Source organism: Amaricoccus sp. (genome assembly GCF_017993425.1).
In the GTDB taxonomy this organism is placed as follows: domain Bacteria; phylum Pseudomonadota; class Alphaproteobacteria; order Rhodobacterales; family Rhodobacteraceae; genus Amaricoccus.
On sequence record NZ_JAGOMQ010000012.1, the window covers coordinates 64,494 to 78,865 of the forward strand.

Below are 14,372 nucleotides of genomic sequence, written 5' to 3' on the forward strand. Positions count from 1 at the left end.
TGTTCCGCCGGGGGTTGCACGCGTCCTTGCCGGCGTATCCCATCGCATGACGATTGTTCCGGATAGGACCAGTTTCGGTCCAGCGGGGGCAGTTCGCGCGGCGCGTGGGTAGGCGATCCTTCCACGATGGTTGCGCGAAGCCCGCCGGACTGGTAACTTGTCGCAATTGAACCGGCAGGCGCAGCCAACTTCAGAACTAGAATGTGTCACGGCGCAGGATAACAACCTGTGGTTTAGCGGCGCTCACCTAGAACGGGTCGCTTGAGAACGCGTGCGCGGCGGATTTGTTCTGCCGCGGCGCGAGTATCCGGCGAGCCGTGGACAGTCCAACGAGAGGGGAAGACATCATGGCGGTGATCAATGGCGGGCCTGGCCCGGATCCGCTGAACGGAACGGCGGCCGCCGACACGCTGAACGGGCTCGGCGGCAACGACACGCTCGACGGCGGCGCGGGCATCGACACGCTGAACGGCGGCGACGACGACGACCTGCTCCGGATGCGCCTCGGCGACATCGGCAACGGCGGGGCCGGCGACGACATCCTGTCGATCGTCGAGAGCCTGCCGGCGCAGCTGAACGGCAACGCCGGCTACGACATCATCCGCTTCGAGAACGGCTTCGACATCTCCGGCGCGACGGTCACCGGGGTCGAGCAGGTCAATCTCTACGGCAACGTGCAGATGACGGCGGCGCAGCTCGGCCTGTTCCAGCTCGTCTCCGGCTACGCGGCCGGCTACACCAGCGGCCAGATCACCCTGACGGCGGGCGGGACGGCAAACGTCTTCCTCGATTCGACGCTGACCTCGGGCTTCACGCTCTACGGCTCGGCACAGAACGACAACATCACCTTCGACCCGCTGCGCACGGTCAACGTGACGTTCTGGGGCGGCGTCGGCAACGACACGGTGAACGCCGGCGCCGGCAACGACAACCTGAACGGCCAGGACGGCAACGACACGCTGAACGGCGGCGGCGGCGCCGACACGCTCGACGGCGGGACCGGCGTCGACACGCTGAACGGCGGCGGCGGCGACGACCTGCTGCGCGTGCGCGCCGGCACCACCGCGAACGGCGCGGCCGGCAACGACATCCTGTCGGTGAACGCCTCGCTGCCGGCGGTGCTGAACGGCGGCGCCGACTACGACATCCTGCGCTTCGAGAGCAGCTACGACATCACCGGCGCGACGCTGGTCGGGATCGAGCAGCTGAACGTCTACGGCGACGTGCGGATGACGGCGGCGCAGTTCAACCAGTTCTCCGAGGTCGCGGGCTACGCCAGCAACTACACGACCGGGCAGGTGACGCTGACGGCGGGCGGCACGGCGAGCGTGGCGCTGAACCCGACGATGAGCGCCTATTTCTACCTGTACGGCTCGGCGCAGAACGATATCATCACCTTCGATCCGACCCGCGCGACGACGATCAACGCCTTCATGCGCGACGGCAACGACACGGTGAACGGCGGCGCCGGCAACGACAACCTCAACGGCGAGAACGGCGACGACACGCTGAACGGCCTCGGCGGCAACGACCTGCTCGACGGCGGCGCGGGCGTCAACGCGATGAACGGCGGCGCCGGCGACGACACGATCCGCGTCCGGGCCGGCGACACCGCGATCGGCGGGGCGGGGCTCGACCTCTTCTCGATCAACGGCTCGCTGCCCGCGGTGATCAACGGCGGCGGGGACCGCGACACCATCCGCTTCGAGAGCAGCTACGACATCAGCAGCGCCACGGTGACGGGCGTCGAGCAGGTCAACGTCTACGGCAACGCGCAGATGACCGCGGCGCAGCTCAACTCGTTCCAGCTCGTCTCCGGCTATGCGTCGAACTACACGACCGGGCAGATCGAGCTGACCGCCGGCGGCGTGGTGAGCAACCTGCGGCTCGACACCACGCTGACGGCGTACTTCTACCTCTACGGCTCGGCGCAGAACGACAACATCACCTTCGATCCGGCGCGGACCACCCCGATCTTCGCCATCATGCGCGACGGCAACGACCGGGTGAACGGCGGCGCCGGCAACGACAGCCTCGACGGCGGCAACGGCGCCGACACCCTGAACGGCGGCGGCGGCGACGACCTGATCGACGGCGGCGCGGACATCGACACGCTGAACGGCGGCGGCGGCAACGACGTCGTCCGGGTTCGCGCCGGCGACACCGGCGCGGGCGGCTCTGGCGCGGACATCATGGACGTGTGGGAGAGCGGCCCGGCGACGATCGACGGCGGGTCGGACCGCGACATCCTGCGGTTCAACTCGAGCTACGACGTCTCGGGCTCGACGATCATCGGGATCGAGCAGCTCAACGCCTACGGCAACGTGCAGATGACCGCGGCGCAGCTCGACCAGTTCCAGCTCGTCTCGGGCTATGCGTCGAACTACACGAGCGCACAGGTGTCGCTGACGGCGGCCGGAACGGCGGACATCTTCCTCGATTCGACGCTGACAGCCGGGTTCCGGCTCTACGGCTCGGCCGGGAACGACATCATCACCTACGACCCGACCCGGACGATCAACACCACGACCACCGCCGGCGAGGGCAACGACACCATCAACGGCGGCGGCGGCATCGACTACATCGCCGGCGAGGGCGGCAACGACCGGCTGTTCGGCTTCGGCGGCAATGACAACCTGCAGGGCGGTCTCGGCACGGACACGCTGCGCGGCGGCGGCGGCGACGACCTCATCGTCGGCTACTCGGGCAGCGCGTTCGGCGATTCGAACGACTCGGCGTCGGACCAGCTCTTCGGCGAGGACGGCAACGACACGCTGGCGATGAGCGCGCTCGACGTCGGCGACGGCGGGGCGGGCGACGACCGGCTGATCGCCTCCGGGGCGGCGACGATGTCGGGCGGCGACGGCAACGACTACGTGATCGGCTCGTTCGGCAACGACATCATGAGCGGCAACGCCGGCACGGACACGGTGAGCTACGAGCAGACCGGCAGCCCGGTCACCGTCGACCTCCAGATCACGGCGGCGCAGAACACCGGCGCCGGCAGCGGGTTCGACACGCTGACGAGCTTCGAGAACCTGACGGGGGGCTTCGGCTCCGACACGCTGCTCGGCACCGCGGGGGCCAACGTGCTCCGCGGCCTCGGCGGCAACGACACCCTCAACGGCCGCGGCGGCGCCGACACGGCGAGCTATGTCGGGACCGCGGCGGTGACGGTGGACCTGCGCATCGCCGGGCAGCAGAACACGCTGGGCGCCGGGCTCGACACCCTGATCGCGATCGAGAACCTCATCGGGTCGTCGGGCGACGACACGCTGATCGGCAGCACCGGGGCCAACGTGCTCGAGGGCGGCGACGGCAACGACACGATCAGCGGCCTCGGCGGCGTCGACACGGCGAGCTACGCCTCGGCGACGATCGGGGTGAGCGTGAACCTGTCGCTGACCGCCGCGCAGAACACCATCGGCGCCGGCATCGACACGATCACCGGCGTGGAGAACCTGCTCGGCTCGTCGCTCAACGACACGCTGACCGGCAACGCGGGCGCGAACCTGCTGCAGGGCGGCGTCGGCAACGACACGCTGCGCGGCCTCGACGGGGTGGACGACCTGCGCGGCAACGACGGCAACGACACGCTGGACGGAGGCGCCGGCGCCGACGTGATGGCGGGCGGGACCGGCAACGACACCTATGTGGTGAGCGAGGCGGGCGACACGCTCTCAGAGGACGTCGCGGCCAGCGGCGGCAACGACCTGGTGCAGTCGGCGGTCGACTGGACGCTGGCCGACGGGTTCGAGCGGCTGACGCTGACGGGGACGGTGGCGCTGGTCGGTAACGGCAACGCGGCGAACAACACCATCGGCGGCAACTCGCTGGCGAACACGCTGCGCGGTCTCGCGGGCAACGACACGCTGAACGGCGGCGGCGGCGACGACGTGCTGATTGGCGGGGCCGGGGTCGACACGCTGAACGGCGGGGCGAACAACGACACGTTCGTGTTCCAGTCGGTCAGCGACTCGCCCTTCGCGACGCCGGACGTGATCACCGCCTTCGACGTGGCCGGGCCGAACCCGGGGGACCGGATCGACGTCTCCGGGATCGACGCCAACGGAGCGGGGGCCGGCGACGGGGCCTTCACCTTCGGCTCGACGGCGGCGGGGGGCCTATGGACGGTGAACGTCGGGCAGGACACCTTCGTCTACGCCAACCTCGACGCCGACGTGGATCCCGAGTTCGCCATCCGCATCACCGACGGGGCGACCAGCGCGGGCTCGTACACGCTGGCGGACTTCATCCTCTGACACAAAAGCCGCGCCGGCCCTTTGGGCCGACGCGGCCGAAGTATCGGCCTGCGAGTACTGCGGAATTCACGCCCATTGCGAGGCCGAGCCGGCGTTGTTACCCTGCGCCACGGGTGACAACGCGCCGGATTTCTCGCGGCGTCTGGGGTGAGGAGACCGGCAATGGCCGTCATCAACGGCGACGACAATCCCAATACGCTGAACGGCGGGGCCGAGAACGACACGCTGAACGGGTTCGGGGGCGACGACACCCTCGACGGGCGCACGGGCATCGACACGCTGAACGGCGGCGAGGGGAACGACAGGCTGATCATCCGCGAGGACGACAGCGGCTTCGGCGGCGCCGGCGACGACGTGCTGGAGGTGAGCGACGACGAGCCCCTCGTGCTGAGCGGCGGGGCCGGCTACGACATCCTGCACATCACCGGCGGCTGGAACATCACCGGCGCGACGCTCTCCGGGATCGAGCAGTTGAACCTGCGCGGTCGAGTCTTTCCGTCGGCCGAAATGACCACAGCGCAGCTCGCGCAGTTCTCCCTCGTCTCCGGCTCCACCGCGACCGACGACGACGCCGAGCTGACGCTGACGACGGGCGGCGCGGCGAGCGTGAACCTGAGCGCCACCCTGAGCGAGGGCTTCCAGCTCAACGGCTCGGAGCAGGACGACCGCATCACCTTCAACGCGGGCTATCTCGGCAAGATCTGGTTCTTCGGCGACGAGGGGAACGACGTCGTCAACGCCGGCGCGGGCGCGGATGAGCTCGATGGCGAGGACGGGAACGACACGCTGAACGGCCTCGGCGGGAGCGACATTCTCGACGGCGGCGACGGGATCGACACGCTGAACGGCGGGGCGGGCGACGACCTCCTGATCGCGCGCGAGGGCGACACCGCCAATGGCGGCGCGGGCGACGACATGCTCGAGGTAAGCGACGACGCGCCCCTCATGCTGAACGGCGGGGCGGGCTACGACATCCTGCACATCACCGGGAGCTACGACGTCACCGGCTCGACGATCGTCGGGGTGGAGCAGCTGAACCTTCGAGGGCGCGTCTTCCCCGTCGCGGAGATGACCACGGCGCAGCTGGCGCAGTTCGCCGTGGTCTCGGGCGTCGAGGCGACCGACGACGACGCGGAGCTGGACCTGACCGCCGGCGGCACGGCGAGCGTGACGCTGAGCGCCACCCTGACCGAGGGCTTTCAGCTCAACGGCTCTGTGCAGAACGACGTCATCACCTTCAATGCAGGCTATCTCGGCAAGATCTGGTTCTTCGGCGGCAACGGCGACGACACGGTGAACGCCGCCGCCGGGGCGGACGAGCTCAACGGCGATGCGGGCAACGACACGCTGAACGCATTCGGCGGGAACGATGTGCTCCTTGGCGGCCTCGGCGCGGACGTCCTGCGGGGCGGCGCCGGCGACGACTTCCTCGCCGGCCGGTCGGGCACGGCGATCGACCAGAACGACAGCGCCGCCGACCAGCTGTTCGGCGAGGCAGGGAACGACACGCTGCTGGTCAATGTCGGCGACACGGCCGACGGCGGCGCGGGGAACGACGTCATCGTCTCCGTCGGGGCGTCGACGCTGATCGGCGGGGACGGCAACGACCGGATCGTCGCCTCGAACGGGAACGACACGATCTCCGGCGGCGCCGGGACCGACGAGTTGAGCTACGAGCGGACCGCCCAGGTGGTGAATGTCGACCTCGCGATCACCGCGCCGCAGGCCACCGGGGGCGGCGGGACCGACACGATCTCGGGGTTCGAGAACCTGACCGGCGGGACCAACTCCGACACCTTGCGCGGCACGACGGGCGCGAACGTGATCCGCGGGCTGGCCGGGAACGACATCATCGACGGCCGCGGCGGTAGCGATACGGCCAGCTATGTGGGCGCGGGGGCGGTGACGGTCGACCTGCGCATCGCCGGGCAGCAGAACACGCTCGGCGCCGGGCTCGACACGCTGACCTCGATCGAGAACCTGATCGGGTCGTCCAACAACGACACGCTGACCGGCACGGCAGGGGCGAACGTCATCGAGGGCGGCACCGGGACGGATATCCTGAACGGGCTCGGCGGCGTGGACACGGCGAGCTACGCCTCGGCGGGGAACCTCGTCGTGGTGAACCTGTCGGTCGCCGTGGCGCAGAACACGGTCGGCGCGGGGGTGGACACGCTGAGCGGATTCGAGAACCTGCTCGGCTCGGCCTTCGGCGACACGCTGACCGGCACGGCGGGCGCGAATCTGCTCCAGGGCGGTCTCGGCAACGACACGCTGCGCGGGCTCGACGGGGTGGACGACCTGCGCGGCAACGACGGCAACGACACGCTGGACGGCGGTCTCGGGGCCGACGTGATGACCGGCGGGAACGGCAACGACACCTATGTGCTGAGCGAGGCCGGCGATGTGATGGTGGAGAGCCTGGCCACGTCCGGGGGCAACGACCTGGTGCAGGCGCCGTTCGACTTCACGCTGGCGGACGGGTTCGAGCGGCTGACGCTCACCGGGGTGGTGGCGCTGGTCGGAAACGGCAACGCCGCCAACAACACCATCGGCGGGAACGGGCTCGGAAACACGCTGCGCGGGCTCGCCGGGAACGACACGCTGAATGGCGGCGGCGGGAACGACGTGCTGATCGGCGGGGCCGGAGTCGACACGCTGAACGGCGGGGCGAGCAACGACACGTTCGTGTTCCAGTCGGTGGGCGACTCGGCCTTCGGGACGCCGGACGTGATCGTCGCCTTCGACGGGGCCGGGGGGAGCCCGGGCGACCGGATCGACGTGTCCGGGATCGACGCGAACGGGTCGGGGGCGGGCAACGGCGCCTTCACCTTCGGCTCGACGGCGGCGGGGGGGCTGTGGACGGTGGACGTCGGGCAGGACACCTTCGTCTACGCCAACCTCGACGCCGACGTGGATCCCGAGTTCGCCATCCGCATCACCGACGGGGCGACCGGCGCGGGCTCGTACACGCTGGCGGATTTCGTCCTCTGACGCGGGCGGCGCGCCGGCCCCCCGGGCCGGCGCGGGCCTATGCCGGCTTCACGCTGGCGGTGACGTAGTTGACCGAGAGGTCGCGGTCGGAGATGCGCCAGGACCAGCCGAGCGGGTCGAAGACGAAGCCCTTGCGGTCGACCGGGTCGAGGCCGGCGCCGCGGAGGAGGCCGAAGAGCTCGTCGGGGGTGAGGAACTTGCGCCAGTCGTGGGTGCCTTTGGGCAGCCAGCGCATGACGTGCTCGGCCCCCACGATCGCCATCAGGAAGGACTTCGGGTTGCGGTTGAGGGTCGAGCAGATCATCAGCCCGCCGGGCCGCAGCAGCGCCGCGCAGGAGGCGAGGTAGGCGGCCGGGTCGGCGACGTGCTCGACCACCTCCATGTTGAGCACGACGTCGAAGCTCTCGCCCGCCTCGGCGAGCGCCTCGGCGGTGGTGTGGCGGTAGTCGATGGCGAGGCCGGACTGCCCGGCGTGGAGGCGCGCGACGGGGATGTTGCGGGCGGCGGCGTCGGCGCCGACGACCTCGGCCCCGAGCCGCGCCATCGGCTCGCAGAGGAGGCCGCCGCCGCAGCCGATGTCGAGCAGGCGCAGGCCCGCGAAGGGGCGGTCGGCCTTCGGGTCGCGGGCGAACTCGGCGGCGATCTGGGCGATCACGTAGTCGAGCCGGCAGGGCTGCAGCATGTGCAGCGGCTTGAACTTGCCGTTCGGGTCCCACCATTCCGCGGCCATCGCCTCGAACTTGGCGACCTCGGCGGGGTCGACGCTGCCTGTTTGCGTTGCGCTCATTTTGCCAACCTGCGATGCTCTGCCCCATGACTTACCCGGCGCGCAGATGAAGGAAAACCTCGGGCAGGGCGGGACCGGCCCGCGGAGCGCGCTCTATCCCCCGATCGAGCCGTTCCGGCAGCAGCTGCTCGACATGCCGGGCGGACACCGGGTCTATGTCGAGCAATGCGGCCGGCCCGACGGGGAGCCGGTGGTGGTGCTGCATGGCGGGCCGGGAGGCGGCTGCTCGCCGGGGATGCGGCGGTTCTTCGATCCGAAGCGCTATCGGGCGGTGCTGTTCGACCAGCGCGGCTGCGGGCGGTCGAGCCCGCATGCGAGCGTGGAGAACAACACGACCTGGGACCTCGTCGCCGACATCGAGCGGATTCGCGTCGATCTCGGGATCGAGCGGTGGACGGTGTTCGGGGGCTCGTGGGGGGCCTGCCTCGCGCTGCTCTATGCGCAGGCGCATCCCGAGCGGGTCGAGGCGCTGGCGTTGCGCGGGGTCTTCACGATGACCCGGGCCGAGCTCGACTGGTTCTATGGCGGCGGCGCGGGGCGGTTCTGGCCGGCGCAGTGGCGGGTCTTCGAGGGGATGGTTCCGGAGGCGGAGCGGGGCGACCTGATCGGGGCCTATCACCGCCGGCTGTTCGGGGAGGACGCCGAGGCGCAGGGCCGCTTCGCGCGGGCCTGGGCGGGCTGGGAGAGCGCGCTCGCGGTGCTCGATCCGGGCGAGGGGCGGGGGTATCCGTCGTCGTCCTATTCGCTGGCGTTCGCGCGGCTGGAGAACCACTATTTCATCAACGGCGGCTTCCTGGAGGAGGACGGCCAGGTGATGCGCGACATGGGCCGGATCGCGCATATCCCCGGGCGGATCGTGCAGGGCCGCTACGACATGATCTGCCCGCCGCATACTGCGCTGGCGCTGCACGAGGCCTGGCCGGGGTCACGGCTGGAGATGGTGGCGACGGCGGGACATGCGCTGTCGGAGCCGGGGATCAGCGCCGCGCTGGTGGCGGTGATGGACGAGCTGGGGCGGTAGGCGCCGGGGCGTCCCACAGTGGGACAGCGATCAACTAGTTGATGTAGCTTATCAATCCGGAAGAAGGTCGCGCATGGGGCCGGCGAGGCGCCAGGCGGCGGCGATGCGGCGGAGCTTGCCGAGGACGCTGTGGTTGCCGGCGCTGTGCCATTGCGACTGGCGCAGCGCCCAGTAGAGGCGGCGGGCGGCGGGCATTCCGGTCATGTCGCGCATGGCGACCTGGAAGGAGCGGTCGGCGACGAACTCGTAGGGGTGGAGGTAGACCATCGGCCGGAGGCCGGCGGCGGCGGCCATGTCCAGGGCGCGGAGCGTCACGGCGCCGGGGAAGAGCTTGAGGTAGCTGCCGCCGGACTTGACCGGGGGGAGGAGCGCGGAGGCCTTCTCGCGGGCGACGGGGAAGAGGGCGAGGCGCTCGAGGCCGAGGGCGCGGCGCATGGCGTCCGCCTCGGCCGCGGAGGCGGCGTTGAGCGAGCTGTCGTAGGCGAGGCGGTTTTCGAGGGCGCGGAAATGCGCGGTGTCCGAGGCGCTTAGCGAGAAGCGGGGGGCGCGGAAGCCGAGGACGCGCTGGCCGGAGGCGGCCTCCAGGGCGTCGATGGCGCGGGCGAGGTTGGCGTCGAAGACCTCCGGCGGGTCGAGGCGGCAGGGGTCGTGGAAGTGGTAGTGGCAGGCGATCTCGTGGCCGTCGCCGGCGATCTCGGCGACGATCTCGGGGCATTTCGCCGCGACGATCCCGGTGGTGAAGAAGGTGAGGCGGACGCCGGCAAGCTCGGCCTGGAGGAAGGTCTCGATGGCCTCGTAGGCGGCGAAGAGGGCGTCTCGCCGGACCGGACCGTCGGGGTCGATGCCGTGCTCGCGGCGGAAGTCGTGGGCGATGTCCTCGAAGTCGATCGAGAGCCAGGCGTCGCGGGTCATGCGGCGCGTTCCGGGGCGACGGCGGCGAAGCGGCGGGAAAGGCTGGGGAAACCGGTGCTGGAAGGGGGCTGGAATCCGGCTGGAATCCGGCTTGCCATTTTTTCACGTCTCGTTGACGCGGCGCTCACGCCCGCGCCTCCGCGGCCTCGCGCCAGGGGCGGTCGGCGAGGAAGCCGCCGAGGGCGAGGAGGTCGATGTCGGAGCGGAGGTAGGTGCGGATCGCCTCCTCGGGGGTGTTCACGATCGGCTCCTGGATGTTGAAGGAGGTGTTGAGGAGGACCGGGACGCCGGTGCGGGCGCCGAAGGCGGTGATCAGGCGGTGGTAAAGGGGGTTCGCCTCGGCCGTCACGGTGTGGACGCGGGCGGTGCCGTCGACATGGGTGACGGCGGGGATGACCGACCGCTTCGCGGGGCGGACGTTGGCGAGGATGTTCATGTAGGGGCTTTCCTGCGCCAGCTCGAAGTAGTCGCCGGCGGCCTCGGCGGTGGTCGAGGGGGCGAAGGGGCGGAAGAGCTCGCGTTTCTTGATCTTGGCGTTCAGCGTCTCGCGGATGGCGTCGTCGCGCGGGTCGGCGAGGATCGAGCGCGCGCCGAGCGCGCGCGGGCCGAACTCGGTACGGCCCTGGTGCCAGGCGACGACGCCGCCCGAGGCCAGCGTCTCCACCGCGGCGGCGACGCGGGCCGCCTCGTCGGCGCGGCGGGGGAGCGGCAGGCCGAGGTCGCGGAAGGCGCGCGCGATCTCGTCGTCGGTGAAGGAGGGGCCGAGATAGGGGCTGGTCACGTCGGGGGCGGGCAGGCCCCGGGCCGCGAGGTGGGCGAGCGCGGCGCCGATGGCGCAGCCGGCGTCGTGCGGCGCGGGGGGCGCGACGATCTCCTCGAAGAGCCCCGATTGCAGGACGCGGCCGTTGGCGGTGACGTTGAGGGCGCAGCCGCCCGAGAGGGCGAGGCGGGTGGCGTCGGGGTGCGCCGCGCGGGCCCAGGCGAGCAGGCGGCGCTGGGCGGTCTCGAAGGCGGCCTGCACGGAGGCGGCGAGGACGAGATGGCCCTCGGTCGGCTCCTCGTCCGGGCGGCGGGGCGGGCCGACGAGGGCGGCGAGCGCCGGGGGGAAGTCGCCGCGGAGCGCCCGGTGGTAGTCGCAGAGCGCCGGGTCGATGGCGTAGGCGCCGTCGGGGCCGACGCGGAGGACGCGCTCGAGCAGCAGGTCGCGCAGTCGCGGCTCGCCGTAGGGGGCGAGGCCCATCATCTTGTACTCGCCCTCGAGCATCCGGAAGCCGAGGTAGCCGGTGAAGGTCGAGTAGAAATGCCCGAGCGAGTTCGGCCAGCGCACCCGGCGCAGGTCGCGGCGGCGGCCGTTCTCGACCAGCGTCAGCACGGTCGAGTCGCTCTCGCCGCCGCCGTCGTAGGAGAGCGACAGGCAGGTCGGCCAGCCGCGCAGCGCCTCGGCGTAGAGCTGGTGGGTGAGGTGGTGGTCGTAATGCGCGACCTCGGCGCGGCACTGGCCGAAGGCGGCGGCGAGGATGCGGCGGATGCGGAAGAGGTCGGCCCAGCTGCCGCCCTCCTCGGGGCGCGCGTCGCGGTCGCGGCCGCCGAGGAGCGAGGCGCGGGTGCGCGTCGCCATCGAGGCGAAGGCGGCGGGCGAGCCCAGGGCGCGGCCGAGCGTGCCGCGGATGCGGGTCCCGACCGCCCAGGGCCGCCAGTAGACGGCGACGGCGTCGACCTCGGCCATGGCGGCGCCCGCGATCCGCAGGCATTCGGCGATGGCCCGCAGCGGGAAGGCGCCGTCGTTCTTGATGCGGCTGAGGCGTTCCTCCTCGATGGCGGCGACGAGCACGCCGTCCCGCACGAGACAGGCGGCGGACGTTCCCATCGTGGCGAGGCCGAGGACGATCATGCGCGGGCGGGTCAGTCCCAGTCGGTCTGGGCGAAGGCGGCGAGGGGCACGCCGTCGCCGTCGAGGAGGTTGAGGTCGGCGCCGTCGCGGGAGAAGGAGGCGGCGGCGGCGAGGGCGCGGAAGAGCGCGGCCTCGGCGGACATGGCAGGCTCGGGGCAGGCCATGCGGGTGGCGGCCACGGGGCCAATCGTGAGGGTGTCGCCGTCGATCGTGTAGGTCCCGGAGAAGCGGTTGCAGCCGCCGCTGCCGGTCAGGGCGCCGTCGGCCCCGAAGCGGACGAAGGCCTCGCCGCCGGCGGGGAACGGCGTCCCGGCGAGGTCGAGCGGTCGCCATTCGCTGCCGGCGAGGCCGGGATCGGCGGCGGCCGCGGTCGGCAGCATCAGGGCTAGGGCGAGGAGGAGACGCATGCCAAGGCTCCCGTGTGGCGGCGGCGCCGGTATGGCACGGCGCGCGGGGGAGCGGAAGGCGGGGGGCGGACGGGCGGGCGTGCCGGGGAACGAGCGCGCGGACCGGGAGGATGGCCGGCCCGCGTGGGAACACGAAAGCGCCGGCGCGGGGCGCCGGCGCTCGATGCGGGCGCGTCAGAACGGATAGGCGACGCCGTAGTAGTCGTAGACGGAGCGGCCATAGGCGCGGTCGCCCCACGGATCCTCGTCGCGCTCGTAGCGCGGGGCCTTCTCGAGCTGCGAACGGTCGAGGTCGACGACGTAGCCGCCCTGGCCGGTGTCGTAGGTCAGGCTCTGCCACGGCAGCGGGTGGTAGCTGTCGCCGATGCCGAGGAAGCCGCCGAAGCTCATGACGGCGTAGGCGACCTTGCCGCTCTGCTTGTCGACCATGAAGTTGTGGACGCTGCCGAGCCGCTCGCCCTCGCGGTTGTAGACGGCGGTGCCCTCTACCTTGTCGGAGGCGATCAGGTTGCCGCTCTCGCGGGTCTCGATGTCGTTGTCGGCATAGGTGTCGCTGTAGGCCATGGTGTCCTCCAATGTCGGCATGGGAAGGCAACGTCCGCGCGAGGGGGTGGTTCCTCGGGATGCGCTCACGCTCGCGGGGAATTTAAGTGTTCCGTCACGCCCGTGACGGATTCCTTTCCGGACCCGTCGGGCGTAGTCTGCGCGGGCGGGAAAGGGGAACGCGCCATGTCGACCGAAGCCGCGGAGATCCGGCGTCTGGCCAGCGAGGTGATCGCCGAGCAGTTCGAGGGCGTCGATATCGTATCCGTGACGATGGAGGAGACCGAGGACGAGGCCGGCGACGGCATCCTCGCGTTCCGCATCGTCTTCGACTCGCGGACCGACAAGCTGGACCCGAAGCGGGTGGCTGGCCTGATCCGGCATCTGCGCTCGCGGCTGCACGACGTCGCGGAGGAGCGTTTCCCGGTCGTCGCGTTCGTCTCGAAGGCGGAAGCCGCCGCTGAAGCCGCTTGACCTCATCGCCACGGCCCGCCGGCTGGCGCGGCTGAGCGGCAAGCCGCGGCAGTCCGACCTGCGGCGCGCCGTGAGCACCAACTACTACGCGCTGTTCCACGCCGTCTGCCGAAACTGCGCCGACTGCTTCATCGGCGGCAGCAGCGCGGACCGGAGCCGGAAGGCGTGGCTTCAGGCCTACCGGGCGATCGAGCACGGCAACGCCTCGGACCGCTGCAAGGACCAGTCGGTCATGCGGAGGTTTCCGAAGGCGATCGAGGATTTCGGCAACCTCTTCGTGCTGGCGCAGCGGAAGCGGCATCTGGCGGACTACGACCCCGAGGCGCGCTTCACGCGCTCGGAGGTGCTGACCGACATCGAGGCGGCCGATGTGGCGCTGCGCGCCTTCGGGAAGGCGCCGATGAAGGACCGGCGCGCCTTCGCGGCGTGGGTGATGATCAAGGGCCGGCGCGGTTAGGCCGGCTCAGGCGGGGCGGTTCACGGCCTGGACGGTGTCGGCGAAGCGCTGGATCAGGGCGAGGCCGGCGGTGGGGTCGACGCCGGCGCCCTCGAAGCCGAGGACGGTCAGCACGGTCATGCGGCCGTCGACGGCGAGGAAGGCGCGCCAGAAGCGGGGCTCGATGCCGGCGATCGGCTGCGGGCCGCGGTCCTCGACGAGGACGTAGAGCACCTCGCCGCGGGTGCGGGTGGCCAGCACCTTGATGCGCTCGGGGCGCCCCGAGCGGCCCAGCGCGGCGCGGCCGGCGGGAGTGGCGACGAAGCGCTCGATGTCGGGGAGCGTGCCGGACGCCGGGAGCTGGGCGGCGGAGACGCTGGCGGTCAGCACCGCGTCGAGCGGGTCGGCGTCGCCCTCGCCGAGCACGCCCTCGGAGCCGAGGAGCGCGCAGTCCGAGGCAAGGACGAAGGCTCCGGAGGCGGAGACGTTGGTCGCGGCCGGGTCGACGCAGAAGCCGCGGGGGGCGGCGATGGTGACGTCGCGGCCGGCGACGGTGATGGTGGCGCGGTCGGGGCCGGCGCCGGTCGTCGGCACGCAGGCGGCGAGCGCGGCGGCGGCCGCGGCGAGGAGGGCGGCGCGGCGCAT

General features: G+C 71.3%; 11 protein-coding genes. 5 read left to right on the forward strand and 6 right to left on the reverse strand.

Translation table 11 applies throughout. The features are described from left to right. The first annotated feature begins 347 nt into the window (after positions 1-347). Both KBB57_RS07770 and KBB57_RS07775 read left to right on the forward strand, forming a co-directional pair. The gene (locus KBB57_RS07770) at positions 348-4,262 is read left to right on the forward strand and encodes a hypothetical protein (protein WP_290748355.1); all 3,915 of its coding nucleotides are present in this window, start codon (positions 348-350) and stop codon (positions 4,260-4,262) included. A 162-nt stretch (positions 4,263-4,424) separates the two neighbouring features. Continuing rightward, entirely contained in the window at positions 4,425-7,256 is a 2,832-nt protein-coding gene (locus KBB57_RS07775) for a calcium-binding protein (RefSeq protein WP_290748357.1), read from the forward strand. A 37-nt stretch (positions 7,257-7,293) separates the two neighbouring features. Here KBB57_RS07775 and ubiG read toward each other — a convergent pair whose 3' ends face one another. Next, positions 7,294-8,043, reverse strand: coding sequence for a bifunctional 2-polyprenyl-6-hydroxyphenol methylase/3-demethylubiquinol 3-O-methyltransferase UbiG (gene ubiG / locus KBB57_RS07780; RefSeq protein WP_290748358.1), 750 nt, complete (start codon positions 8,041-8,043; stop codon positions 7,294-7,296). 46 nt (positions 8,044-8,089) lie between these two features. Between ubiG and pip the strand changes: the two genes are divergently transcribed. Further along, on the forward strand, positions 8,090-9,064 hold the full coding sequence (pip, locus tag KBB57_RS07785; RefSeq protein ID WP_290748359.1) for a prolyl aminopeptidase: 975 nt from the start codon (positions 8,090-8,092) through the stop codon (positions 9,062-9,064). A gap of 51 nt (positions 9,065-9,115) precedes the next feature. On the opposite strand, the gene KBB57_RS07790 is transcribed toward pip, so the two are convergent. The 4 genes from KBB57_RS07790 to KBB57_RS07805 form a co-directional block, all read right to left on the reverse strand. Beyond that, positions 9,116-9,976, reverse strand: a complete 861-nt coding sequence (locus tag KBB57_RS07790; protein WP_290748360.1) for a polysaccharide deacetylase family protein — start codon at positions 9,974-9,976, stop codon at positions 9,116-9,118. Positions 9,977-10,100: 124 nt separating this feature from the next. After that, positions 10,101-11,867 (reverse strand): carbamoyltransferase C-terminal domain-containing protein, encoded by a 1,767-nt coding sequence (locus KBB57_RS07795; RefSeq protein ID WP_290748362.1) that lies wholly within the window; start codon positions 11,865-11,867, stop codon positions 10,101-10,103. Positions 11,868-11,878: 11 nt separating this feature from the next. Then, the gene (locus KBB57_RS07800; protein WP_290748364.1) at positions 11,879-12,274 is read right to left on the reverse strand and encodes an META domain-containing protein; all 396 of its coding nucleotides are present in this window, start codon (positions 12,272-12,274) and stop codon (positions 11,879-11,881) included. A gap of 174 nt (positions 12,275-12,448) precedes the next feature. Continuing rightward, a complete protein-coding gene (locus tag KBB57_RS07805) occupies positions 12,449-12,838 on the reverse strand; it encodes a PRC-barrel domain-containing protein (protein ID WP_290748367.1) in 390 nt (129 codons plus the stop codon). A 165-nt stretch (positions 12,839-13,003) separates the two neighbouring features. Between KBB57_RS07805 and KBB57_RS07810 the strand changes: the two genes are divergently transcribed. Both KBB57_RS07810 and KBB57_RS07815 read left to right on the forward strand, forming a co-directional pair. Further along, positions 13,004-13,291, forward strand: coding sequence for a hypothetical protein (locus KBB57_RS07810; RefSeq protein WP_290748370.1), 288 nt, complete (start codon positions 13,004-13,006; stop codon positions 13,289-13,291). Positions 13,292-13,361: 70 nt separating this feature from the next. Then, positions 13,362-13,748 carry a hypothetical protein gene (locus tag KBB57_RS07815; RefSeq protein WP_290748371.1) on the forward strand — a complete coding sequence of 129 codons (387 nt, stop codon included), beginning with the start codon at positions 13,362-13,364 and terminating at the stop codon, positions 13,746-13,748. 6 nt (positions 13,749-13,754) lie between these two features. Here KBB57_RS07815 and KBB57_RS07820 read toward each other — a convergent pair whose 3' ends face one another. Continuing rightward, positions 13,755-14,372 carry a hypothetical protein gene (locus tag KBB57_RS07820; RefSeq protein ID WP_290748372.1) on the reverse strand — a complete coding sequence of 206 codons (618 nt, stop codon included), beginning with the start codon at positions 14,370-14,372 and terminating at the stop codon, positions 13,755-13,757.

What these genes read in the sequence shown, in the direction of transcription:
- KBB57_RS07805 (WP_290748367.1), bottom strand. Translation starts at nt 12,838, where the DNA reads ATGGCCTACAGCGACACCTATGCCGACAACGACATCGAGACCCGCGAG.
- KBB57_RS07820 (WP_290748372.1), bottom strand. Translation starts at nt 14,372, where the DNA reads ATGCGCCGCGCCGCCCTCCTCGCCGCGGCCGCCGCCGCGCTCGCCGCC.
- KBB57_RS07800 (WP_290748364.1), bottom strand. Translation starts at nt 12,274, where the DNA reads ATGCGTCTCCTCCTCGCCCTAGCCCTGATGCTGCCGACCGCGGCCGCC.
- KBB57_RS07775 (WP_290748357.1), top strand. Translation starts at nt 4,425, where the DNA reads ATGGCCGTCATCAACGGCGACGACAATCCCAATACGCTGAACGGCGGG.
- pip (WP_290748359.1), top strand. Translation starts at nt 8,090, where the DNA reads ATGAAGGAAAACCTCGGGCAGGGCGGGACCGGCCCGCGGAGCGCGCTC.
- KBB57_RS07770 (WP_290748355.1), top strand. Translation starts at nt 348, where the DNA reads ATGGCGGTGATCAATGGCGGGCCTGGCCCGGATCCGCTGAACGGAACG.
- KBB57_RS07790 (WP_290748360.1), bottom strand. Translation starts at nt 9,976, where the DNA reads ATGACCCGCGACGCCTGGCTCTCGATCGACTTCGAGGACATCGCCCAC.
- ubiG (WP_290748358.1), bottom strand. Translation starts at nt 8,043, where the DNA reads ATGAGCGCAACGCAAACAGGCAGCGTCGACCCCGCCGAGGTCGCCAAG.
- KBB57_RS07795 (WP_290748362.1), bottom strand. Translation starts at nt 11,867, where the DNA reads ATGATCGTCCTCGGCCTCGCCACGATGGGAACGTCCGCCGCCTGTCTC.
- KBB57_RS07810 (WP_290748370.1), top strand. Translation starts at nt 13,004, where the DNA reads ATGTCGACCGAAGCCGCGGAGATCCGGCGTCTGGCCAGCGAGGTGATC.